Genomic DNA, 20,190 nt, shown 5'->3' with positions numbered 1-20,190 from the left:
CGTGGAGGAACAGGGGTTTCCGAAACCCGTACCCGGTGCTTACGTGGAAGGGACGATTCGCCAATCAAGGAGGTCGGCGATGACAGGTACACGCACCCCCTTCGCACCCGAGACCGCACCCTGTGGCAGGAAGTGCGGTGGTGAGCGGTTCGTCGAGGACGACGGTTACGGCCTGCTGATCAGGGACCAGTACTTCGACTGCGGCTGCCGCAGGATCCGCCACGAGTACCACGACGGCAGCATTCATCTGACGGCGGTGCGCCACGACGGCAAGCCCATCAGGGACCAGGTCCAGCCCGACCACGGGAGCTGAGGCATGATCGACGTGCTCATCGTCGGGGGAGGAGGGGCCGGTCTGCGCGCGGCCATCGCGGTCGCCGAGACCGACCCGTCGATGACGGTGGCGGTGGTGTCGAAGGTCTACCCCATGCGCAGCCACACGGTCTCCGCCGAGGGCGGCGCCGCGGGCGTCATCGCCGACGGCGACACGCTCGACGAGCACGCCTACGACACCATCTCCGGCGGGGACTGGCTGTGCGACCAGGACGCGGTCGAGGCGTTCGTGGTCGAGGCGCCGCGCGAGCTGATGCGCCTGGAACACTGGGGCTGCCCCTGGAGCAGGGAGCGCGACGGGCGCGTGGCGGTGCGGCCCTTCGGCGGGATGAAGAGGATGCGCACCTGGTACGCCGCCGACAAGACCGGCTTCCACCTGCTCCACACCCTGTTCCAGACCACGCTGAAGTACCAGGAGATCGTCAGGTACGACGAGTGGTACGTCACCTCGCTCGTCGTCGACGACGGACGCGTCCACGGCGTCGTGGCGGTCGAGATCAGGACGGGCAGGGTCGAGGCGATCGCGGCCAGGACGGTCATCCTGGCCACCGGCGGCTGCGGGCGCGTCTTCCCCTTCACCACCAACGCCGCCATCAAGACCGGCGACGGCATGTCCCTGGCCTACAGGGCGGGCGCGCCGCTCAAGGACATGGAGTTCGTCCAGTACCACCCGACGGGCCTGCCCTTCACCGGCATCCTCATCACCGAGGCGGCCAGGGCGGAGGGCGGCTGGCTGATCAACAAGGACGGCTACCGCTACCTGCAGGACTACGACCTCGGGCAGCCCACCGCGACGCCGAAGCTGCGCAGCATGGAGCTCGGCCCCCGCGACCGGCTCTCGCAGGCCTTCGTGGCCGAGCAGAACAAGGGGCGGACGGTCGAGACCCCCTATGGCCCTGTCGTCTACCTCGACCTGCGCCATCTCGGCGAGGCGAAGATCGAGGCCCGCATCCCGTTCGTGCGGGAGCTGTGCCGCAGCTACCAGAACCTCGACCCCGCCACCGACCTGATCCCGGTCAGGCCCGTCGTGCACTACATGATGGGCGGCGTCCACACCGACCTCCACGGCGCGACCCCGGTCGCGGGGCTGTTCGCGGCGGGGGAGACGGCGTGCGTCAGCATCAACGGGGCCAACCGCCTGGGCTCCAACTCGCTGCCGGAGATCCTCGTCTTCGGCGCCCGCGCGGGGGCGGCTGCGGCCGCGTTCGCGCGGGAGCACCGCGAGGGAGAGGCGGCCGCCGTCCGCAGCCAGGGCGCCGACGAGCAGCGCAGGCTGAGGCGCGCGCTGGAGAGCGGCGGCACCGGGCCGAGGATCGCCGACCTTCGGGAGGAGATGCAGCACACGCTGGAGGGCGCGGCCGGCATCTACCGCACCCACGACACGCTGGCCAAGGCCGTGGAGACGCTGGAGTCGCTGCGGGAACGGGCGGCCGACGCGCGGGTCGACGACCACAGCACGACCTTCAACACCGAGCTGATCTCGCTGGTGGAGCTGCACGCGATGCTGGACGTCGCCGAGACGATCGTCGCCAGCGCGCTGAACAGGACCGAGTCGCGCGGCGCGCACCAGCGTCTCGACTTCCCCGCCCGCGACGACGAGCGCTTCCTGGCCCACTCGCTGGTCCACCGCGCCCCCTCAGGGAACCCCTCGGTCGGGCTCCTGCCCGTCGCCCTCACCCGCTGGCCTCCGGGCGAGAGGATCTACGGCCGTGACTGATCTCGTACGGAGGTGCGGGCGATGAGCGCCAAGGCCACACGGGCCGGACGGTCCACCGGCGGCGAACGCACGATCACACTGGAGATCAGCCGCTTCCGCCCGGAACAGGACAGCGAGCCCGTCTTCGAGACCTTCGACGTGCCGCTGCGCGACGACTGGGCCGTCCTCGACGGCCTCAACCACGTCAAGGACCAGCTGGACGGCACGCTGTCGTTCCGCTGGTCGTGCCGGATGGGGGTCTGCGGCTCCTGCGGCATGACCGTCAACGGCAAGCCCAGGCTGACGTGCGGCACCTTCCTCACCGAGTTCGGCGCCGGCCCGGTCAGGATCGAGCCGCTCAAGGGCTTCCCCGTGATCCGCGACCTCGTGGTGGAGATCGACGACTTCCTGGCCAAGCTCTCCCACGTCAAGCCCTGGCTGATCAGGGAGGGCGAGGAGCTGCCGCTGACCACGGAGTACGCCCAGACGCCCGAGCAGCTCGAGGCTTACAAGCAGTACTCGATGTGCATCAACTGCATGCTCTGCTACTCGGCCTGCCCCGTGTACGTGCTCAATCCCGACTTCCTCGGCCCCGCGGCGATCGCGCTCGCCCAGCGCTACAACCTCGACTCCCGCGACCAGGGTGACAGGCTCGACCTGCTCAACACCGACGAGGGCGTCTGGGGATGCACGTTCGTGGGGGAGTGCACGAGCGCCTGCCCCAAGCACGTCGACCCGGCCGAGGCCATCCAGCGCTACAAGGTCACCGCGGCGATGCGCTCGGTCCTGCCCTGGGCGCGGCGATGAGCGAGACGACCAGGACCTACAGGCCCCGACGCGACCGGGTGTGGTTCCTGCGCTCCAGGGCCTACACGATCTTCGTGATCAGGGAGCTGACCAGCGTCTTCGTGGCGTGGACGATCGCCTACCTGCTGCTGCTCGTCGCCGCCGCGCTCGACGGCGCCCTGCCCGCGTTCTCCGCCTTCGCCGCCCAGCCGTGGGTGATCGCGCTCAACCTGGTCGCGCTGGCCGCCACCGCCTTCCACTCCGTCACCTTCCTCAACCTCGCCCCCAAGGCCACCGTCGTCAGGCTGGACGGCTGGCGGGTGCCCGCCTTCATGATCCAGGGCGGCAACCACACCGCCTGGCTGCTGGTCTCGGCCGTGCTGTTCTGGGTGGTGACGCGATGAGGCGCACGCTGGAGCCGTACCTGTGGCTGCTGTTCAGCGGTGGCGGCGTGGTGGCCGCGCTGCTGCTGCCCGTCCTGGTGCTGCTGTTCGGGGTGCTCATGCCGCTGGGCCTGGTCGACTGGCCCACGCAGGCCGAGCTGGCCGCCCTCCTCGACCCCCTCCTCGTACGGCTGGCGCTGCTCGTGGTGGTCGTGCTCTGCCTCTTCCACGCCGCGCACAGGATCCGTTTCACCAGCGAGGAGATCCTGGGCGTCGCCAGGTTCGACCTGGCCGTCGCCGTCCTCTGCTACGGCGCGGCCGTCGCGGGCGGGGTGGTGGCCGCCCTGCTGCTGTTCTGACATACCGCTTTGCGCATAGGCCGGAACGATCTCCGCTTTCGCGCCTAACGTCCGCACTGCACGACCTCTGAGGCCATTCGCCCGGTAGATCCCGGGGAGAGAGGGAATGTGGTGCCAAGCGCGAAGCGCCTGCTCGTGGCGCTCCCCCTGGTGGCGCTGGTCGCGGGCGGGTTAACAGGCGTCCACGCCGACACCGCCGCCCGCTACGAACCGGCGCTCGCCGACCACTACATCAACTACGTGCCGCCCGCCGAGGGCTTCACCCCGGCCGACCCGCCGAGGCCGGGCAAGGACGCCAGAGCCCGCATCCCCGCGCAGAAGCTCGACAGCCGGTTCAGCAGCGGCAACCCGGTGACCGCCAGGGTGCTGGCCGCGCGGGAGCGCCAGGCCGTCAGGACCGGGCTCAACCCGGCCGACTTCATCTTCAAGAAGTCCCGCAGGACGAAGACGGCCAGGCTGCTGACGATCCTGGTCGAGTTCAACGACCGGGCGAACGATGATTTTTCGGGATTCGAGCGGCTCAGGGGGCCGCGCAGCGCTCCCGACGACTGCGTCACCGAACCGCCCGGCACCAGGCTGAACGGCCCCCTGCACAACCGCATCCCCGACCCCGACACCCTGCCGCGCGAGGACAACTTCTCCTTCTGGGTGCCCGACTTCAGCCCCGGCCACTACGACAGGCTGCTCTACTCCAGGCAGGGCCTTACGGCCAAGGTCAGAGGCGTCGACCTGTCCGGCCTCACCATGCGGAACATGTACGAGGAGATGTCCAAGGGCGCCTACTCCGTCTCGGGCTCGGCGGTGGGCTGGATCAGGCTCCCGCACTCCGAGGCGTGGTACGGCGCGGCGGCGTGCGGCCAGCCGTACCAGGACATGTCGGGGCACCCCGACAATCCGCGCGGCAACGCCCAGCTGCCCATCGACGCCGTGAACGCGCTGGCCGCCGCCCAGCCCCGCTTCAACTGGTCCGACTACGACCGCGAGGACCTCGGCGACGCCGACCGCGATGGAAATGTCGACGAGCCCGACGGCGTCGTCGACCATCTCGTGCTGGTGCACGCGGGCAAGGACAAGTCCTCCGACGGCGGCGCCCAGGGCGCGTACGCGCTGTGGGCGCACTCCAGCGCGGTCGCGGGAGGCCACACCGTCCCCGGCACGAGACTGAAGATCTCCAACTACATCGTGCAGCCGGAGGACGCCGGCGTCGGCGTCTTCGCCCACGAGTACGGCCACGACCTCGGCCTGCCCGACCTCTACGACACCAGCGGCGCGGCCAGTTCGGCCGTCGACTTCTGGGACCTGATGGCGAGCGGCTCGCACAGCGGGCCCCTCTACCAGTCGATGCCCGCACACCTGGGCCTGTGGGCCAAGTGGGTGCTCGGCTGGGCCGACCCCGAGATCCTCGACCCGGGTGAAAGGCCCAGGACGGTGGTCGTCGGGCAGTCCTCGCGCACGCCCCGCCTGACCGAGGACGGCGTGCGGGTCAACCTGGACAGCGCGCCCCTGAAGATGCTCGACCCCCACGGCGGCGCGAAGATGTGGTGGTCGGGCATGGACCAGGAGTGGGCCGACGTCAGGATCACCCGCGACCTGGCCGTGCCGGCGGGCTCCGACCTGCGGTTCTGGATGTGGAACAGCTACGACATCGAGCCCGACTACGACTACGGCTTCGTCGAGGTCTCCACCGACGGCGGGGCCACCTGGACCCAGCGCAAGGTGTTCGCCGAGTCGGGGGCCGAGGTCAGCACGCCCGACGGCTACCCCGACCCCAACAAGGCCCTGCGCGGCTACGGCGGCAGGAAGCACGGCCTGACCGGCGCCACCGGCGGCTGGCGGCACGACTACGTCGACCTCACCCCGTTCGCGGGGACCACGATCAAGCTGCGCCTGGTCTACAACACCGACGGCGGCACCACCCCGCGCGGCTGGTTCGCCGACGACTTCGCCCTCACCAGCGGCGGCGCCACGGTGTGGAGCGACGGCGTGGAGCAGGGCGCGGGCGGATGGACGCCCTCGGGCGCCACCTTCACCAACACCAGCGGGCAGGGCTGGACCGTCAGCACGGGCTCCCGCGAGATCTCCCGCTTCTACCTGGCCGAATGGCGCAACCTCGACGGCTTCGACAGGGGCTTGGCCCACGCCTACGACACCAGCTACCTGCGCGAGGGCTCGTGGAAGGTCGAGCGGGTGCGGTACAACGCGCCCGGGCTGCTGGTGTGGCTGCGCGACTCGACCTACACCAACAACGTGCTGGCCCCCACGCTGCTCGAAGGGCCGAGCCTCGGGGTGAAGGGCGGGCTGCTGCTCGTCGACTCGCACTACGAGCCGCTGCGCCGTACGGGGAAGTCGGCGGCCGTGGACCCGAGGGAGCGCAAGAACCTCGACGGGCGGGTGCAGAGCTCGAACGCGGCCTTCTCCTTCGGCGCGACCCGGCCGTTCAGGGAGTGCCTGGAGGGCGAGCCCTTCACCGAGCACTGCGCCTCCTACCCGGCGCTGAAGGGCGTGCCCGCCTTCACCGACGCCAAGACCTGGTACCCGGGGCTGGACCTCGTCGAGGGCTCCCTCGACTACCGCGACTTCGACGCCTCTGTGGTGATCCCCGCCAAGGGGCCCTACACCACCAGGGTCGTCGACGCGGACGGCAGGCCCGCCACCGAGCTGTACGGCACCGAGCTCGCCGGCGGCCACGTCCTCGGCTCGGGCGAGCCCGGCGGGCAGGCGCTCGGCGTGCGGTTCAGCCTGCTCACCCCGTTGCCGGGCAACCTGGGAGCCGTCGTGCGGGTCACCCCGCCCAAGAAGTGATCATGCGCCGCCGGGACGAGCGTCCCGGCGGCCCTACGATGTCATCCATGACCGAGCTCCGCAGCAAGGCCGAGCACACCGAGGCCATTCGCAGGGACCGGCGGATCGCCGTCGTGATCAACACGCGTTCCCGCCGTGGCCGCCGCCACTACTTCGAGGTGCTGGACCAGATCCACGCGCTGGGCTTCGAGCCCTTGGCGGAGCTCTCCGTCGTCAACCCCAAGCGGCTGCGCGCCCACCTGGACCGGGCCTTGGAGACCAAGCCCGACCTGCTCGTCGTGGGCGGTGGCGACGGCACCCTGTCCTCGGCGGTCCGCCACGTCGCCCACCGCGACGTCGCGCTGGGCGTGCTGCCGCTCGGCACCACCAACAACTTCGCCCGCAGCCTCGGCCTGCCGCTCGACCTCGCCGGCGCGATCCGCGTCCTCGACACGGGCAAGGTCGCCGACATCGACCTCGGCATGGCCGAGGACAGGCCCTTCGCCAACCTCGCCAGCTTCGGCGTCTCCGTCGAGGTGGCCGGCACCGTCAAGCCGTGGCTCAAGCGCGTACTCGGCCGTCCCGCCTATCCGCTGACCGCTCTCACGATCCTGCCAGGGCACAAGCCGTTCAAGGCGATCCTCACCGTCGACGGCAAGCGCCACGAGCTCCTCACCGACCAGCTCAACATCGCCAACGGCCGCTTCCACGGCGGCTGGCAGGTGGCCAGGGACATCAGCATCGACAACGGCATGCTCGTGGCCTACCAGCTCGGCTCGGGCAAGAAGCTGCGCCTGCTGGGCGAGACGCTCGTGCGCGCGACCACGGGAAGGTGGCGCAGCCTGGCGGGCGGCCCGTTCGTGATGGGCCGCGAGATGCTGCTGGAGACCGAGCCGCCGATGGCGGCCGACGTCGACGGCGAGGTACGGCTGCGCACCCCGATCAGGCTGCGCGTGGTGCCGAACGGGCTGCGGGTCATGGTGCCGTCGGAGTTCGAGGACAGCTGACCCGGCCACTTGCATCCAAGCTGACAGCGAATTAACCTATAAACAGATTTGCAGGTTCTAGTCAGCGAGGAGGTTCGGAGATGCTGTTGACCTCGATCGACCCGTTCATCCAGGAGTTCGAGCGCCAGTTCAACCGGCTGGCTCGCCAGAGCGTCGAAGCCGGCTCGGCCATGCCCATGGACGGGCTGCGGCGTGACGACGACGTGGTGCTCAAGTTCGACCTTCCCGGCATCGACCCCGACTCCATCGAGGTGACCGTCGACCGCGGCGTGCTCAGCGTCACCGCCCGCCGCGAGGAGGAGATCGCCGAGAACGAGCGGATGTTCGTGAGGGAGCGCCCGATGGGCGCCTTCACCCGCCGGGTCTACCTTTCCGAGCATCTCGACAGCGACAGGATCGACGCGGGCTACGCCAACGGCGTGCTCGTCGTCCGCATCCCCGTGCTGGAGCGCGCCAAGCCGCGCAAGGTCGAGATCCAGCGCGGCGAGAGCAAGGCCATCAAGGCCTGACCTTGAGGCGGGGGCGGGCGAGGGAACCCAGGTCCCCGTCGCCCGCCCCATGTCCCCAGGAGGTCGTGATGCCCGCCCTGCCCTTCGACGACGACCACGCGCCGCTCTACTCACTGGGGCAGGTGGCCGACATGCTGCAGGTGCAGCAGGCCTATCTGCGCCGGCTCGACCAGCACGAGGTCGTCAGCCCTGCCCGCTCCACCGGCGGGCAGCGGCGCTACTCCCGCCACGACATCATGACCGTGCAGCATGTCACCCAGATGGCCGACGAGGGCATGACGCTCATCGCCATCCGCCGCATCCTCGACCTCGAACGTGAGGTGCGCCGCCTGCGCCAGGAGCTGAAGGCGGCCCAGGGCCCGTCTGACCGAGCAGGGTTGAGGACCGGCGCGCGGGGGCGCTCAGGCGTGCTCGCGGTACCAGGCGAAGGTCCTGCGGACACCCTCCTCCAGCGAGACCTTCGGCTCGAAACCCGTGAGCTCGCGCAGCAGTGAGATGTCGGGACAGCGGCGGGCGACCGAGCCCGCCGGCGCGGGAGCGGGGGAGATGACGGGATCGGCGCCGGCCACCCTCAGGACGAGCTCCGCCAGGTCGGCGATCCCGGTCTCCGCGCTGTCGTCACCGATGTGCACGATCCGCCCGAACGCCTCGGGCGTGGCCATCAGCCTGACCATCGCCTCGACCGCGTCGTCGACGTAGCAGAACGCCCTGCTCTGCTCGCCGCCGTAGAGGGTGAAGGGGTTCTCGCCGCGCGCCGCCCGCAGCGACAGCTCGGGGATGACGTGGTCGTGGCCCATCCTGGGCCCGTAGACGTTGTGGAAGCGCCCCACCACCGCGTGCGCGCCGTGCAGGACCGCCGCCTCGCCGTGCAGCTTGCTGATCGCGTAGGAGAAGCGCGGCGCGGCGACGTCCTCGATCACCAGGGGGACGGTCTCCGGCGTGGGAACGGGGACCAGCCCCGCGGTGACACCGCCCGCGTACGCCTCGCTGGTGGAGGCGAAGAACAGCGGCTCACCGGGCTCGATCCAGTCCAGCAGGTGCATCAGCGCCAGCGTGTTGACCCGCAGCACCCTGGCGGGGTCGCGCTCCACGTTCCGCACACCGACGACGGCGGCCAGCATGTAGATCTGGTCCCAGCCGTGCTCCAGCGCCCGGTAGGAGCCCGGGTCGGTGAGGTCGGCGTCGCGCACGTCCAGCGGCAGCTCCTCCAGCGCGGGATCGCGCCTGCCCCTGGAGAAGTCGTCCACGACCGTGACGGCGTGGTCGTCGGCGAGCAGACGCGCGGCCAGGTGCAGGCCGATGAAGCCGGCGCCGCCCAGCAGGAGGACTCTCATCGCGTGTATCCGATCCCCGCGTAGCGGATGCCCCTGCCGGCGAGCACGCCGGCGTGCCGGTCGGTGTCGAGAATGCGCCAGGAGTCGAACAGGACCCTGATCGAGGTCTCGCCGATCTCCATCCCCCTGTAGTCGGGGTGGTCGTTGACGATCAGCATGGCGTCGGCCTCGGAGAAGGCCTTGTCGAGGCTGACGGGCTGCCCGCCGTACTCGCGGATGACCTCGTCGGTGACCAGCGGGTCGTGGCCGAGGACGGTCAGTCCGGCGGCCGTGAAGACCGGCATCATGTCGGCGATGGGGGTGCCGCGCATGTCGTCGGTGGCGGGCCAGCCCTTGTAGGCCCAGCCCAGCACCGACAGCCGCCTGCCGCGCGTCTCGCCGAAGGTCTCGCGGATCAGGTCCACGAGCCTGCCGGCGACGTGGGAGGGCAGGCGTTCGTTGAGCGCCCTGGCGTGGCCGACCAGGGAGGTGGTGGCGCTGGCCCGCATGAGATAGGGGTCCTTGGTGAGGCAGCCCCCTCCCACGTAGCCGGGTCTGGCCAGGTCGGGGCGGGGGTAGTCGAGGTTGGCCGCGCGGATGACCTCCAGGGGGTCCAGGCGGTGCTGCTCGGCGACCAGGGCCAGCTCGTTGCCGTAGGCGTAGATCAGGTCGGTGTGGCAGTTGTTGGCCAGCTTGACCATCTCGGCGGCCTCGAGGCTGGAGACGGGGACGATCCGGTCGGCCAGGCCCTCGAACAGCTCGACGCCCTCGCGCAGGCTGGCCTCGTCCAGGCCGCCGATCACCTGCGGCAGCTCGACCAGCTCGCGCAGCGCCTGGCCCTGGATCGTGCGTTCGGGCGCCATGACCAGCCGGGCGCCCTCGTCCAGCCGCGGCAGCACCACGGCGCGGCTGGTGCCGATCGGCACCGTCGAGCGGACCACCACGAGGCGCTGCCCCGCGCAGGCGGCGGCGGCCTCGGCCAGGTTGCCGAGCCTCGGCGCGCCGCTGGCGAGGTCTACGGGCGTGGAGACGCAGAGGATCACCGCGTCCAGCGGCACACCGTCGGGCAGGGTGTGCCCGACCGTCACACCGGTGCCCAGGTGGTCGGCGAAGACCTCCGCCACCCCCGGCTCGTACACGTGGACGCGGCCCCTCGCCAGGGCCTGGACCACCTCGGGGTTCGCGTCGACCCCGTGCACCCTGTAGCCCTTGGCGGCCATCGCCGCGGTGAGCGTGAGGCCCACGTATCCCATGCCGACAACGCCGACAGTCTTCGGCATCGTCACTCCTTTCCGTCACAGGGAGGACTCACCACGTCGAGTTCGACCGTGGTGACGTTGCCCGCGAACCCCGCCCTGCCGTACGCCTCACAGGCGGTACGGCGGTGCGCGGCCGTGGTGGCGTAGTCGGTGGCCAGAACCGCCTTGCCCGCGGCGCGCAGGGCGGCGGCCTCCGAGAGGTTCTCCCCGCACCATTGCCGGTCGCAGGGCCGGTCCGTGGCTCTGAAGAACAGCTCCTCCATGCCGATGCCGTCGATCGCCTCGGTGTAGCCGGCGTGGTGGCGCAGCTCGGGGGAGTTCTGCGGGACCACGAGGAAGCCTGGCCTGCTCGCCTTGGCGTGGGCGCTGATCCTGACGATCAGGTCGGCCATCTTCCTGCCGAGGCTGCGCCGGCTCTCTCCCGGCACGCGTGCCAGGTCGATCTCCTCGTAGGCCAGCGGGGTGTCGAGGTAGACGCCGTCGAACCCGGCCCGCATCGCCTGCTCGAGCCTGGGCCTGACGACCAGCTCCCACCAGCGCGGGTCCCAGTAGCGCACGAAGTGCTCGTCGGGCCAGTCGGGCCAGACGTTCAGCCTGAGATCGGCGGGCAGCGTCGCGAACTCCGTGCGGAACTCCTCCACCGAGCCGATCTCGAAGTAGGCCAGCACCCTCTTGCCCGACTTCCTGACCTCGGCGATCTCGGCGGCGCTGAAGTAGCCGGGAGCCGTGGCGTCGCGGGACAGGTCGACGATGGCCAGCTCGTGCGGGGCGGCGGCGACCGCGTCGAGCCGTCCGCCCGGATAGCCGGTCAGCACGTAGGTGAACGACCGCACCCCGGTCAGCGGTCCCGCCTCCCGAGAGGCCGACCCCTTCGACGGCGCGGCGCAGGCGGGCAACCACAGCGCGGTCAGGGCCGCGAGCGCGGCCAGCGCCGGCGCGGGCCGCCTCATCCCTGCTCCGCCATCGCCTTGAGGGAGTCGGCCAGGCCGTGGACGGGTCGCCAGCCGAGCACCTTCTCCGCCCTTGAGATGTCGGCCTGGCTCCACGTCGCCGCCCCCGACCTGTCCTCACCCGTCACCGCGCGGGGGTCCTCCCTCTCGCGGATCTCGCCGGTGAAGCCGACCGTCCGCGCCAGCTGCTCCACCGCCTGCCTGACCGTCACCGCGCGCCCCGAGCCCACGTTGAACACCCGCTCGGGGAGGGGGCCGGCGAAGGCGGCGGCCACCACCGCCCGCGCCACGTCCCTGACGTCCACGAAGTCGCGCACCGCGCCGAGGGGGCCCAGCGTGATGCTCCCCTCCGCCTCGCCGAGCAGGGCGTGAGCCTTCCCCATCACGTTCACCCTCGTCAGCCCGGGGCCGACGGGGTTGAAGACCCGCAACGAGACCCCGTCCACAGGGGCCGAGGTGATCAGCCCGGTGCCCGCCAGGTGGCTGACCCCGTAGGCGGTCACCGGCCTGGCGGGGTCGTCCTCGCGGGTGGAGCTCCCGTACGGCACCGGCCCGTACTCGGCGGCCGAGCCGAGCCTCACCAGTCTGGCCGAGGGCGTCACCTCGGCCATCGCCTCCACGAGCATCGCCACCACGCCCGCGTTGCCGCGCAGCAGCTCGTCGGGCCCGCCGCTCATCCGCCCCGTGCAGTTGATCACGACGCCGGGCCGTACGGACGCCAGCAGCCCGGCGACGGAGGCCACGTCGGCGCGGAGGAGGTCGAGCCTCGCCCGTCCCGCGCAGACCAGCTGGCCCACCCTGGGGTCGCCTTCCAGCAGGAGCCGCACCTGCCTGCCGAGGAAGCCGGAGGCGCCGAGGAGCAGCACCCTCACAGCGCCCGCTCCCTCTCGGGCAGCAGCAGCGGCCTGATCTCCTCGAAGCGGGCGTTGGCCTCGTCGTAGTCGTCGGGGCGGCCGATGTCGAGCCAGTAGCCCTCGAACTCGAACACGGCGGGCGGCCGCCGCCTGGCCAGCAGGTCGAGCACCAGCTCGTCGAAGCCGAAGGCCATCCCCTCGGGATAGCCCTCGATGCAGCCGCGCGACAGCGCGTAGACGCCCATGCTGACCAGGTAGCTCAGCAACGGCTTCTCCCTGAACCCCGTGATGTGCCCGCCCGCGGCCTCCAGCACACCGAAGTCGATCTTGACCACCCGCGGCGCCGTGGCGACGGTCAGCGGGGCGCTGGAGGCGGTGTGACGGTGCAGCAGGTCCGCGTAGTTCAGGGTGGTCAGGACATCGCCGTTCATGACGAGGAAGTCGTCGGGCAGCCGGTCCCTGATCGAGAACAGCGGCCCGATCGTCGACAGCGGCGTCACCTCCTCGGTGTAGTCGACGGCGAGGTCCCAGCGGGTGCCGTCGCCGACGAACGCCCTGATCAGCGGTGACAGGTGGCCGACGGCCAGCGTCACGCTGGTGAACCCCTGCGCGGCCAGCTGGCGCAGGATGATGTCGAGGATCGCGTACTCCTCGCCGATCGGCACCAGCGGCTTGGGCAGCGCCGAGGTGTACGGCCGCAGCCGCACCCCCTTGCCGCCCGCGAGTATGACGACATGCATAGGCTTCCCTTCCAGCGGTAGTGCCGAGTTCCACGAGTGTCGGGGCCGGGAGTTTCACTTCGGTTCCTCCTTGATTTCCCCGGATAGGCTCCCGATCATGGGATTCGAGGGTGCGGAGGGACGCTGGCGCGCCGGTCTCGGGACGCTGCGCAACGTGGTCAGGCAGGAGCTGGTGACCAGGCAGCTGGACCGCCATCTGCCCGCGGCACCTGCCCGCGTGCTCGACGCGGGATGCGGCCAGGGCACCCAGGCCCTGCGGATGGCCGAACGCGGCCACGACGTCACGGGGGTCGACGCCTCCCGCGAACTGCTCGACCTCATCGACCCCGCCCTGGTCCGCACGGTCCAATCCGACCTGTCAGGGCTGTCGTCGCTGTTCGAGCCCGAGTCGTTCGACGTGGTGCTGTGCCACGGCGTCCTGATGTACCTCGACGAGCCCGGCTCGCTCCTCACCGACCTCGCGGCGCTGGTCAGGCCCGGCGGGTTCCTGTCGCTGCTGGTGCGCAACGGCGACGCGCTCGCCATGCGGCCCGGCCTGATGGGCGACTGGCAGGCCGCTCTGCGGGCCTTCGAGGGCGGCCACTACACCAACCGCCTGGGCCTGCGCGCCAGGGCCGACCGCCGCCTCGACCTGTCCGCGGCCCTGTCGGCCCGCGGCCTCGAGGTCGTCGCCTGGTACGGCGTGCGCGTCTTCACCGATCTCGATCCGGACACCGAGGAGGCTCCCGCAGACCTCGACGCGCTGATCGCGTGCGAGGAACTCGCCGGCCGTACCGATCCCTATCGGTCGGTGGCCGCGCTGACTCACCTCATCGGTGGTAGACAGGAGATATGAAACGTCCCGGCTCCTGGTGCGAAACGCCGCGTCCTCCCCAGCCGTGGTGCGAGCGCCCCGCCCCTCCCGCCCCCTGGTGCGAGAGCCCCGAGTCCTCCGTGCTCAGCGTCCTGGACAAGCTGCTGAAGGCTGTCAAGCGCTGAGGTTTTCCTTCCGTGGGGTGGGTAGGCGCCATACCCATGAACACGAAGCAGGGCCTGTCCACGGCTGAGCTGGTCAGCGACCTCTCCGCACAGCTGTCGCAGCTCGTGCGTAGCGAGATGCGCCTGGCGCGCCTGGAACTGGCCGAGAAGGGCAAGCGGGCAGGGTTCGGCGCGGGCCTGTTCGGCGGCGCGGGCCTCATGGCCTTCTACGGCGGAGCCGCCCTGGTGGCCGCCGTCATCTTGCTGCTGACTGCCGTGCTGCCGGCCTGGGCCGCCGCCGCGATCGTGGCCGCGGCCCTGTTCGTGCTTGCCGCCGTTCTCGGCCTGATCGGTAAGAAGCAGGTCAAGCAGGCGACACCACCGACACCTGAAGCGGCGATCGCGAGCGTCAAGACCGACATCGACGTGGTGAAGGAGAGGGCACGACGATGAGCGAGACCGATCCAGGCTTCAGTGAGTCACACGCGGGCGACGTGGGAGCGCGCAGGGCCACCGTCGGCACGCCGACAGATCATGAGTCCATCAACGTTCCGCCGACTCGTGCGGGCGCGGCGGAGAACGCCCATCAGGCCGAGGAGTCCCGCAGGCCGCACGAGGAGTTCGTGGCCGAGGGAACGGTGCCGGACGAGCGCGTCGGCTCGGGAGAGGTCGTCCAGCCGCCGGAGATCCCCGGATCGGGCAAGACCGCCGCCTGGACGCATGCGGGGGCCTCGGGAAGGACTACCGCCTCCAAGGAGGCCGAGCTCCGGGCCGAGACGGCCGCCTCGGCCGAGTTCGAGACGGCCGAGGAGACGAGCCGCTTCGTGGAGGACGGCGGCCGCGGGGTCGCCCGCCCGGCGGCCAGACGGCCACGCGGCACCACAGGATCGACGACCGCCCATGACACAGAGGTATTCAAGGAGGAGCAGGTGCGCAAGGACATCACCGAGACCCGCAAGGAGCTCGGCGACACGGTCGAGGCCATCGTGAACAAGGCGGATGTGAAGGGCAGGGCGACCGAGGCCGCGGGAGTGGCCAAGGACAAGGTCGTCGCCGTCGCCGACAAGATGCCCGACCAGGTGAAGGACGCCGCCGACAAGGTCGGCGCGGAGGCGAGGCGCAGGCCTGCGCTGATGATCGCGGCGGCAGGGGCGGTCGCCCTGTTCGTGATCCGCAGGATGATGCAGCGGAACCGGAAGTAGGCGCATGTGGTGGGGTGCGCTCAAGAGGGCGTTCGCCGAGTTCAGGCACGACGGGGTGCAGGACTGGGCGGCCGCCCTCACCTACTACGGCGTCCTGTCTGTCTTCCCCGCGTTGATCGTGCTGGTGTCCTTATTGGGGCTGGTCGGGCGTGACGACGCGGCGGCCGTCATCGGCAGCATCGCCGTCCTCGCTCCTGCGGAGGTGCGCGACCTGCTGGTCCAGGGGCTGGCGGGGGTGCGCAGCACCGGCGCGGGCGTGCTGGCGATCGTCGGCCTGCTGGTCGCGCTCTGGTCGGCCTCCGGCTACATCGCCGCCTTCGTCCGCGCCGCCAACGCGATCTACGACATCGAGGAGGGGCGCCCGTTCTGGAAGCTGACCCCGCTCAGGCTCGGCCTGACCCTGCTGGTCATGGTGCTGCTGGCCGCGGGGGCCATCGCGGTCACGCTGACAGGCAGGGTGGCGCAGGTGGCGGGCAGCAGGCTCAGCATCAGCGACACGCTCGTCACGCTCTGGGACATCGTCAAGTGGCCCGTCCTCGCGCTCATCGCCGCAGGACTGATCATGGTGCTCTACTGGGCGGCGCCGAACGTGCGGCAGCCGGGCCTGCGCTGGATCACTCCCGGCGGGCTGCTCGCGGTGGTCCTGTGGGTGCTGGTCTCCGGCGGCTTCGCGCTGTACGTGGCCAACTTCGGCTCCTACAACAAGACCTACGGCACGCTCGCCGCCGTCGTGGTCTTCCTCATCTGGCTGTGGCTGTCCAACATGGCCCTGCTGTTCGGCGCCGAGTTCGACGCCGAGCTGATCAGGGGCAAACGCATCGCGGAGGGGCATCCCCCTGAGGTGGAGCCGTACGCGGTGCCGAGAGATCCACCCAAGCCGGATACGCTTCCTGAATGATTCGTCGCGCGATGGTGGCGCTGGTTCTCGCGCTGGGCCTGGCCGGATGCGGTGCGGGCACGGCCGTCAGCGATCTCGGCAAGGTCGTCGAGGGGGCTCCGGGCGCCACCACCCCCGTCGAGGTGCGCAAGGGGCAGCGCTTCTCGCTGTCGCTCACCGAGGGGCAGTGGGACCTCAAGGCGGTGCCCGACGCCAAGGTGGCCTCCTTCATCAGCGAGGAGCACCTCGAAGGCCGCACCTACTTCGTCTTCAACGCCAAGCATCCAGGCTCCACCCGCGTCGAGATCACCGGCCAGGCGCAGGCGAGTTTCTCGATCACCGTCAGGAACTCGTAGGCGCTCGCGCGGTCGTCATGAGTAGGGTGCGCCCATGAGCGATCTCCGAGACTTCATGCGAGTGCGGGCCAGCGCCGACGGCGCCGAGACGGTGACCTGGTGGACGGGCGACGTCTACGCCTACGGCCTCGACGACGGCCCGCACCACCTGTTCGGGTTCGAGGGCGTCAACGTGGCCAGGGCGGTGGAGAAGGACGGCGGCTGGGAGCTGCTGACCAGGGAGGCGGCGGCCTATCTCGACCCCGCCTCGCGCGACCCCCTCGACACCTGGGACAACCCCTTCACCGGCAGGCTCGTGGACGTCCAGCACGTCTACAACGACCCGGTCAACCAGCGGCTGCGCGGCTTCCAGGTGCCTGCCACGCGCATGGGCGACACGGTGGTGCTCAACACCGACATCCTGCTGGCCTACCCTTCGCCGCTGAAGGTCGCCGACTACCCCGACAACTCCTTCAGCGACACCTACAGGGCGATGGAACTGTTCCAGTTCTTCGCCCCCGCCGCCGCGCTCGAGGGCGACGCGCCGTCGGTGCCGAACACGCTGTCGTGGTGCAGGGTCTCGCCCTGGTTGCCGTGGATGACGATGGGCCAGCGGCCGGGTGCGCTGGTCTACCACTGCAGGGGAGCCAAGGTCGGCGAGGTGCCCGGCAACCTGGAGACCCTGTTCGGGCCGCTCAACGCGCCCACCGAGTGGAGCGCGCCCAACCAGACGAGCTGGACGACGTTCGTTGACCGAAGAAAGTTCTGATCGTTAGCCTTGTCAAGGTGACGCTTGGCAGGTACTACGAGGACTTCACCGTCGGCGACGTCTACCAGCATCCTCTGGGCAGGACGATCAGCGAGGCCGACAACACCTGGTTCACGTTGCTGACGATGAACACCAACCAGAACCACTTCAACGCGCACTTCGCGGCCAAAGCCCCGGCCGGGAAGATCATCGTGAACTCCGGTCTGTCGGTGGCGATCGTGCTGGGCCTCTCGGTCATCGACGTCAGCCAGACCGCGATGATGAACCTCGGCTGGGAGGAGATCAGGCTCACCCACCCCGTCTTCATCGGCGACACCCTCTACGCCGAGTCGAAGGTGCTCGCCAAGCGTGAGTCCGGGTCGAGGCCGTACGCGGGGATCGTCACCTGCGCCACGCGCGGCCTCAACCAGGAGGGCGACGAGGTGATGTCCTGGCGCAGGACCGTCATGGTCTACAAGCGCGACGCCCCGCACGACAAGGGCTACTTTCCCACCGCGAAGAACGGACCCATGTGATGAACTTCGAGCTCGACGAGGACCAGCAGCTGTTCCGCGCCACGCTGAGGGAGTTCGTCGACAAGGAGATCGTGCCCGTCGCCTCCGAGTGGGAGCGCTCGGGACGCTATCCCGCTGAGATCGTCGAGCGGTTCAAGGAGCTCGGGCTCTTCGGCATGACGATCCCCTCCGAGTACGGCGGGCTCGACCTCGACCGCGTCTCCTACGCGCTGGTCTTCGAGGAGATCGCGCGCGGCTGGATGGGCGTGGCGGGGGTGCTCGGCTCCCACTCGCTGTCCGCGTGGATGATCAACCAGTACGGCACGCAGGACCAGAAGGAGCGCTACCTGCCGGACCTGGCCAGCGGCGCCCGCCGTACCGGCATCGCGCTGACCGAGCCTGGCGCGGGCACCGACCTGCAGGGCATCCAGACCCGCGCCGAGCGCGACGGCGAGCACTACGTGGTCAACGGCGCCAAGACGTGGATCACCAACGCCCGCCACGCCGACCCGATGCCGGTGCTGGTGAAGACCTCCGACGAGAGTCCCGCCCACAGGGGGCTGTCGATGCTGCTCGTCGAGGCGGGCACGCCCGGCTACACCGTCAGCCGCGACCTGCCCAAGCTGGGCTACAAGGGCACGGAGACCTGCGAGATCACCCTGCAGGACGTCCGCGTGCACAGCGACCAGCTGCTCGGCGGCGTCGAGGGGCGCGGCATGCAGCAGGCGCTGTCGGCCCTCGAGCTGGGCAGGGTCAACATCGCCGCCAGGGCCGTGGGCGTCTCGCAGTGCGCCTTCGACGCCGCGCTCGCCTACGCGGGCCAGCGCGAGGCGTTCGGCAGGCCCATCGGCGACTTCCAGGCCATCCAGCTCAAGCTCGCCGACATGGCCACCGAGATCCAGGCGGCCAGGCTGATGACGTACTGGGCGGCCTCCAGGTCGGCCAGGGCGGAGGCCGCCATGGCCAAGTACTTCGCCTCCGAGGTCGCACTCAGGGTGACGATGGAGGCCATGCGGGTGCACGGCGGCTACGGCTACTCGCAGGAGTTCGTGCTCGAACGGCTCTACCGCGACGCACCGCTCATGGCGATCGGCGAGGGCACCAACGACGTGCAACGCCTGGTGATAGCAAGGGACCTGCTCAGCGGAGCGGTTAAGGTCGGCTGGTGAGCTGTCTGTTCTGCGAGATCGTGGCAGGGGAGCGACCCGCCTTCGTGGTCACCTCCGACGAGGTGGCGCTCTCCTTCCTCGACACCAGGCCCGTGTTCAAGGGACACCTGCTCGTCGTGCCGCGCGCGCACGTGGAGACACTGACGGACCTGGCCGAGGTCGGGCCGTTCTTCGAACGCGTCCAGCACCTGGCGGGAGCCGTCGAGAAGGGGCTCGAGGCGGCGGGCACGTTCGTGGCGATGAACAACCGCGTCAGCCAGAGCGTTCCGCACCTGCACGTCCACATCGTGCCGCGCAACAGGAAGGACGGCCTGCGCGGCTTCTTCTGGCCACGCACCAGGTACGCCTCCGACGAGGAGGCCGAGTCGTACGCCGCGGCGATCAGGCGAACCAGCTGAGCGACTGGCCGTGCGGCCCCGCGAAGGCCAGCGGCCTGCCGTCCAGGACCAGCGCCATCACCGCCCTGTCGGCCGGCGGCGGGTACGGCAGGCGCACCCACGGCTGCCTGGCCGGTCCCTCGTTGGCCAGCCAGTGGCACGGCAGCGCCCGCATGGTCGCGGCGAACCGCTCCCTCTCGGCCTCGCTCAGGTACGGCAGCACGGCGGTGTGGAAGACCACGACCGTCGCCTCCTCGGGCGCCTCGGCGACCAGCCCCGCCACGCACTCGTTGAGGTCGCCGCGCACCAGGCGGGGCGGGTCCTGCGCGACGACCGCGACGGCCCGCTCCAGGTTGGCCAGCCGTTCGGGCTGCCACGGCCACACCAGCGCCCTCAGCCAGGCCACGGCGTCGGGGTCGCGCACGTCGAGCGGGTTCAGGTCCACGCCCACCCGCCACACCACCTCGGGCAGCCTGTCGGGCAGCGGGGCCGGCCCGGTGACCTCACACGTGAACGCCCCCTCCTGGGGGCCCAGCTCTCGTCCCGGATAGCGGTAGCCGTACCTGTCGGGATAGAGGCACAGCCCCGCGGAGGCGCCCACCTCGATCAGCGCCAGCGGTCCGTCCAGCAGGCAGAGCGCGGGCAGCAGGGCGGCGCAGCGGGCCGCCTCGTTGGTCTGGGTGGAGCGGGCCAGCATGGTGGCGCGGACGGCGTCCCAGCTCTGCCGTACGAACGAGGAGAAAGCGGGATAGGCGGTGACAGGGCCGCCGAGAAAGCGGACGGCGGCGAACAGCAGGTTGGGCTGCTGCTTCGGGGCGGGCAGCGCGGCGATCAGGCTCAGGATCGCCGGATCGGCCGCGATCCCCTCGGTCAGCTCCCGATAACCCGGCGCCTCCACCCGTCCGAACAGCTCGTAACGCCGTGCGAGATCGTTCACGCCCGCAGCATAGGGTTCGGGAAGTGCTTCGGATGAGTGTTCAAGGGTGCCTCCTTGCTGACCGTGAGCGCTGTATGTTCTTGTCCTGGGGCCTGACGGAATT

24 protein-coding genes are annotated in these 20,190 nt (G+C 70.4%); 18 read left to right on the top strand and 6 right to left on the bottom strand.

Annotated elements, in window-relative coordinates; translation table 11 throughout:
• Positions 1-79: 79 nt before the first annotated feature.
• The 9 genes from FHR33_RS10530 to FHR33_RS10490 all read left to right on the top strand — a co-directional run bounded on the left by FHR33_RS10530 (position 80) and on the right by FHR33_RS10490 (position 8,348).
• Positions 80-313: a hypothetical protein gene (locus tag FHR33_RS10530; protein WP_183645771.1), complete on the top strand. Its 234-nt coding sequence runs from the start codon at positions 80-82 to the stop codon at positions 311-313.
• 3 nt (positions 314-316) lie between these two features.
• Positions 317-2,050 (top strand): fumarate reductase (quinol) flavoprotein subunit, encoded by a 1,734-nt coding sequence (frdA, locus tag FHR33_RS10525; protein ID WP_183645770.1) that lies wholly within the window; start codon positions 317-319, stop codon positions 2,048-2,050.
• Positions 2,051-2,071: 21 nt separating this feature from the next.
• Positions 2,072-2,836, top strand: a complete 765-nt coding sequence (gene sdhB / locus FHR33_RS10520) for a succinate dehydrogenase iron-sulfur subunit (RefSeq protein ID WP_183645769.1) — start codon at positions 2,072-2,074, stop codon at positions 2,834-2,836.
• Positions 2,833-3,219 carry a succinate dehydrogenase/fumarate reductase transmembrane subunit gene (locus FHR33_RS10515; protein WP_183645768.1) on the top strand — a complete coding sequence of 129 codons (387 nt, stop codon included), beginning with the start codon at positions 2,833-2,835 and terminating at the stop codon, positions 3,217-3,219. Before sdhB ends, FHR33_RS10515 begins: the two co-directional genes overlap by 4 nt.
• Positions 3,216-3,557, top strand: coding sequence for a fumarate reductase subunit FrdD (gene frdD, locus FHR33_RS10510; protein WP_183645767.1), 342 nt, complete (start codon positions 3,216-3,218; stop codon positions 3,555-3,557). The genes FHR33_RS10515 and frdD overlap by 4 nt, the downstream gene beginning before the upstream one ends.
• A gap of 111 nt (positions 3,558-3,668) precedes the next feature.
• Positions 3,669-6,359 carry an immune inhibitor A domain-containing protein gene (locus FHR33_RS10505; RefSeq protein ID WP_312895457.1) on the top strand — a complete coding sequence of 897 codons (2,691 nt, stop codon included), beginning with the start codon at positions 3,669-3,671 and terminating at the stop codon, positions 6,357-6,359.
• A 47-nt stretch (positions 6,360-6,406) separates the two neighbouring features.
• Positions 6,407-7,345, top strand: a complete 939-nt coding sequence (locus tag FHR33_RS10500; RefSeq protein ID WP_183645765.1) for a diacylglycerol/lipid kinase family protein — start codon at positions 6,407-6,409, stop codon at positions 7,343-7,345.
• Positions 7,346-7,425: 80 nt separating this feature from the next.
• Positions 7,426-7,854 (top strand): Hsp20/alpha crystallin family protein, encoded by a 429-nt coding sequence (locus FHR33_RS10495; RefSeq protein WP_183645764.1) that lies wholly within the window; start codon positions 7,426-7,428, stop codon positions 7,852-7,854.
• A gap of 68 nt (positions 7,855-7,922) precedes the next feature.
• Positions 7,923-8,348, top strand: a complete 426-nt coding sequence (locus FHR33_RS10490) for a MerR family transcriptional regulator (protein ID WP_221241047.1) — start codon at positions 7,923-7,925, stop codon at positions 8,346-8,348.
• On the opposite strand, the gene FHR33_RS10485 is transcribed toward FHR33_RS10490, so the two are convergent.
• Genes FHR33_RS10485 through FHR33_RS10465 form a run of 5 tightly spaced genes read right to left on the bottom strand, consistent with a single transcriptional unit; the run spans position 8,256 to position 12,970 of the window.
• Positions 8,256-9,188: an NAD-dependent epimerase/dehydratase family protein gene (locus FHR33_RS10485; RefSeq protein WP_183645762.1), complete on the bottom strand. Its 933-nt coding sequence runs from the start codon at positions 9,186-9,188 to the stop codon at positions 8,256-8,258. The genes FHR33_RS10490 and FHR33_RS10485 overlap by 93 nt on opposite strands.
• On the bottom strand, positions 9,185-10,447 hold the full coding sequence (locus FHR33_RS10480) for a nucleotide sugar dehydrogenase (RefSeq protein WP_183645761.1): 1,263 nt from the start codon (positions 10,445-10,447) through the stop codon (positions 9,185-9,187). Before FHR33_RS10480 ends, FHR33_RS10485 begins: the two co-directional genes overlap by 4 nt.
• A 2-nt stretch (positions 10,448-10,449) precedes the next feature.
• Positions 10,450-11,376, bottom strand: coding sequence for a glycoside hydrolase family 191 protein (locus FHR33_RS10475; RefSeq protein WP_183645760.1), 927 nt, complete (start codon positions 11,374-11,376; stop codon positions 10,450-10,452).
• The gene (locus FHR33_RS10470) at positions 11,373-12,248 is read right to left on the bottom strand and encodes an NAD-dependent epimerase/dehydratase family protein (RefSeq protein WP_221241046.1); all 876 of its coding nucleotides are present in this window, start codon (positions 12,246-12,248) and stop codon (positions 11,373-11,375) included. Before FHR33_RS10470 ends, FHR33_RS10475 begins: the two co-directional genes overlap by 4 nt.
• Complete coding sequence (locus FHR33_RS10465; RefSeq protein ID WP_183645759.1) at positions 12,245-12,970, bottom strand: sugar phosphate nucleotidyltransferase; 726 nt, start codon at positions 12,968-12,970, stop codon at positions 12,245-12,247. The genes FHR33_RS10470 and FHR33_RS10465 overlap by 4 nt, the downstream gene beginning before the upstream one ends.
• A 97-nt stretch (positions 12,971-13,067) precedes the next feature.
• On the opposite strand from FHR33_RS10465, the gene FHR33_RS10460 reads away from it, so the two are divergent.
• From FHR33_RS10460 to FHR33_RS10420, 9 genes are all read left to right on the top strand, one after another.
• Positions 13,068-13,805, top strand: a complete 738-nt coding sequence (locus FHR33_RS10460; protein ID WP_183645758.1) for a class I SAM-dependent methyltransferase — start codon at positions 13,068-13,070, stop codon at positions 13,803-13,805.
• A 179-nt stretch (positions 13,806-13,984) separates the two neighbouring features.
• Entirely contained in the window at positions 13,985-14,380 is a 396-nt protein-coding gene (locus FHR33_RS10455; RefSeq protein WP_183645757.1) for a phage holin family protein, read from the top strand.
• The gene (locus FHR33_RS49080; protein WP_221241045.1) at positions 14,377-15,129 is read left to right on the top strand and encodes a DUF3618 domain-containing protein; all 753 of its coding nucleotides are present in this window, start codon (positions 14,377-14,379) and stop codon (positions 15,127-15,129) included. The genes FHR33_RS10455 and FHR33_RS49080 overlap by 4 nt, the downstream gene beginning before the upstream one ends.
• A 4-nt stretch (positions 15,130-15,133) precedes the next feature.
• Complete coding sequence (locus tag FHR33_RS10445) at positions 15,134-16,027, top strand: YihY/virulence factor BrkB family protein (protein WP_183645756.1); 894 nt, start codon at positions 15,134-15,136, stop codon at positions 16,025-16,027.
• Positions 16,024-16,362: a hypothetical protein gene (locus FHR33_RS10440; protein WP_183645755.1), complete on the top strand. Its 339-nt coding sequence runs from the start codon at positions 16,024-16,026 to the stop codon at positions 16,360-16,362. Before FHR33_RS10445 ends, FHR33_RS10440 begins: the two co-directional genes overlap by 4 nt.
• A 34-nt stretch (positions 16,363-16,396) precedes the next feature.
• On the top strand, positions 16,397-17,110 hold the full coding sequence (locus tag FHR33_RS10435) for a DUF1838 family protein (protein WP_183645754.1): 714 nt from the start codon (positions 16,397-16,399) through the stop codon (positions 17,108-17,110).
• 17 nt (positions 17,111-17,127) lie between these two features.
• Positions 17,128-17,625 carry a MaoC family dehydratase gene (locus FHR33_RS10430; protein WP_312895456.1) on the top strand — a complete coding sequence of 166 codons (498 nt, stop codon included), beginning with the start codon at positions 17,128-17,130 and terminating at the stop codon, positions 17,623-17,625.
• Complete coding sequence (locus tag FHR33_RS10425; RefSeq protein ID WP_183645753.1) at positions 17,625-18,773, top strand: acyl-CoA dehydrogenase family protein; 1,149 nt, start codon at positions 17,625-17,627, stop codon at positions 18,771-18,773. The genes FHR33_RS10430 and FHR33_RS10425 overlap by 1 nt, the downstream gene beginning before the upstream one ends.
• The gene (locus FHR33_RS10420) at positions 18,770-19,171 is read left to right on the top strand and encodes an HIT family protein (protein WP_312895455.1); all 402 of its coding nucleotides are present in this window, start codon (positions 18,770-18,772) and stop codon (positions 19,169-19,171) included. Before FHR33_RS10425 ends, FHR33_RS10420 begins: the two co-directional genes overlap by 4 nt.
• Here the strand turns inward: FHR33_RS10420 and FHR33_RS10415 are convergent.
• Positions 19,155-20,087 (bottom strand): DUF2332 domain-containing protein, encoded by a 933-nt coding sequence (locus FHR33_RS10415; RefSeq protein WP_183645752.1) that lies wholly within the window; start codon positions 20,085-20,087, stop codon positions 19,155-19,157. The two genes, FHR33_RS10420 and FHR33_RS10415, sit on opposite strands and share 17 nt — an antisense overlap.
• Positions 20,088-20,190: the final 103 nt, after the last annotated feature.

The sequence above is a fragment of the Nonomuraea dietziae genome (assembly GCF_014195505.1).
Lineage (GTDB): Bacteria > Actinomycetota > Actinomycetes > Streptosporangiales > Streptosporangiaceae > Nonomuraea > Nonomuraea roseola.
This window is presented reverse-complemented; position numbering and strand designations above follow the sequence as displayed.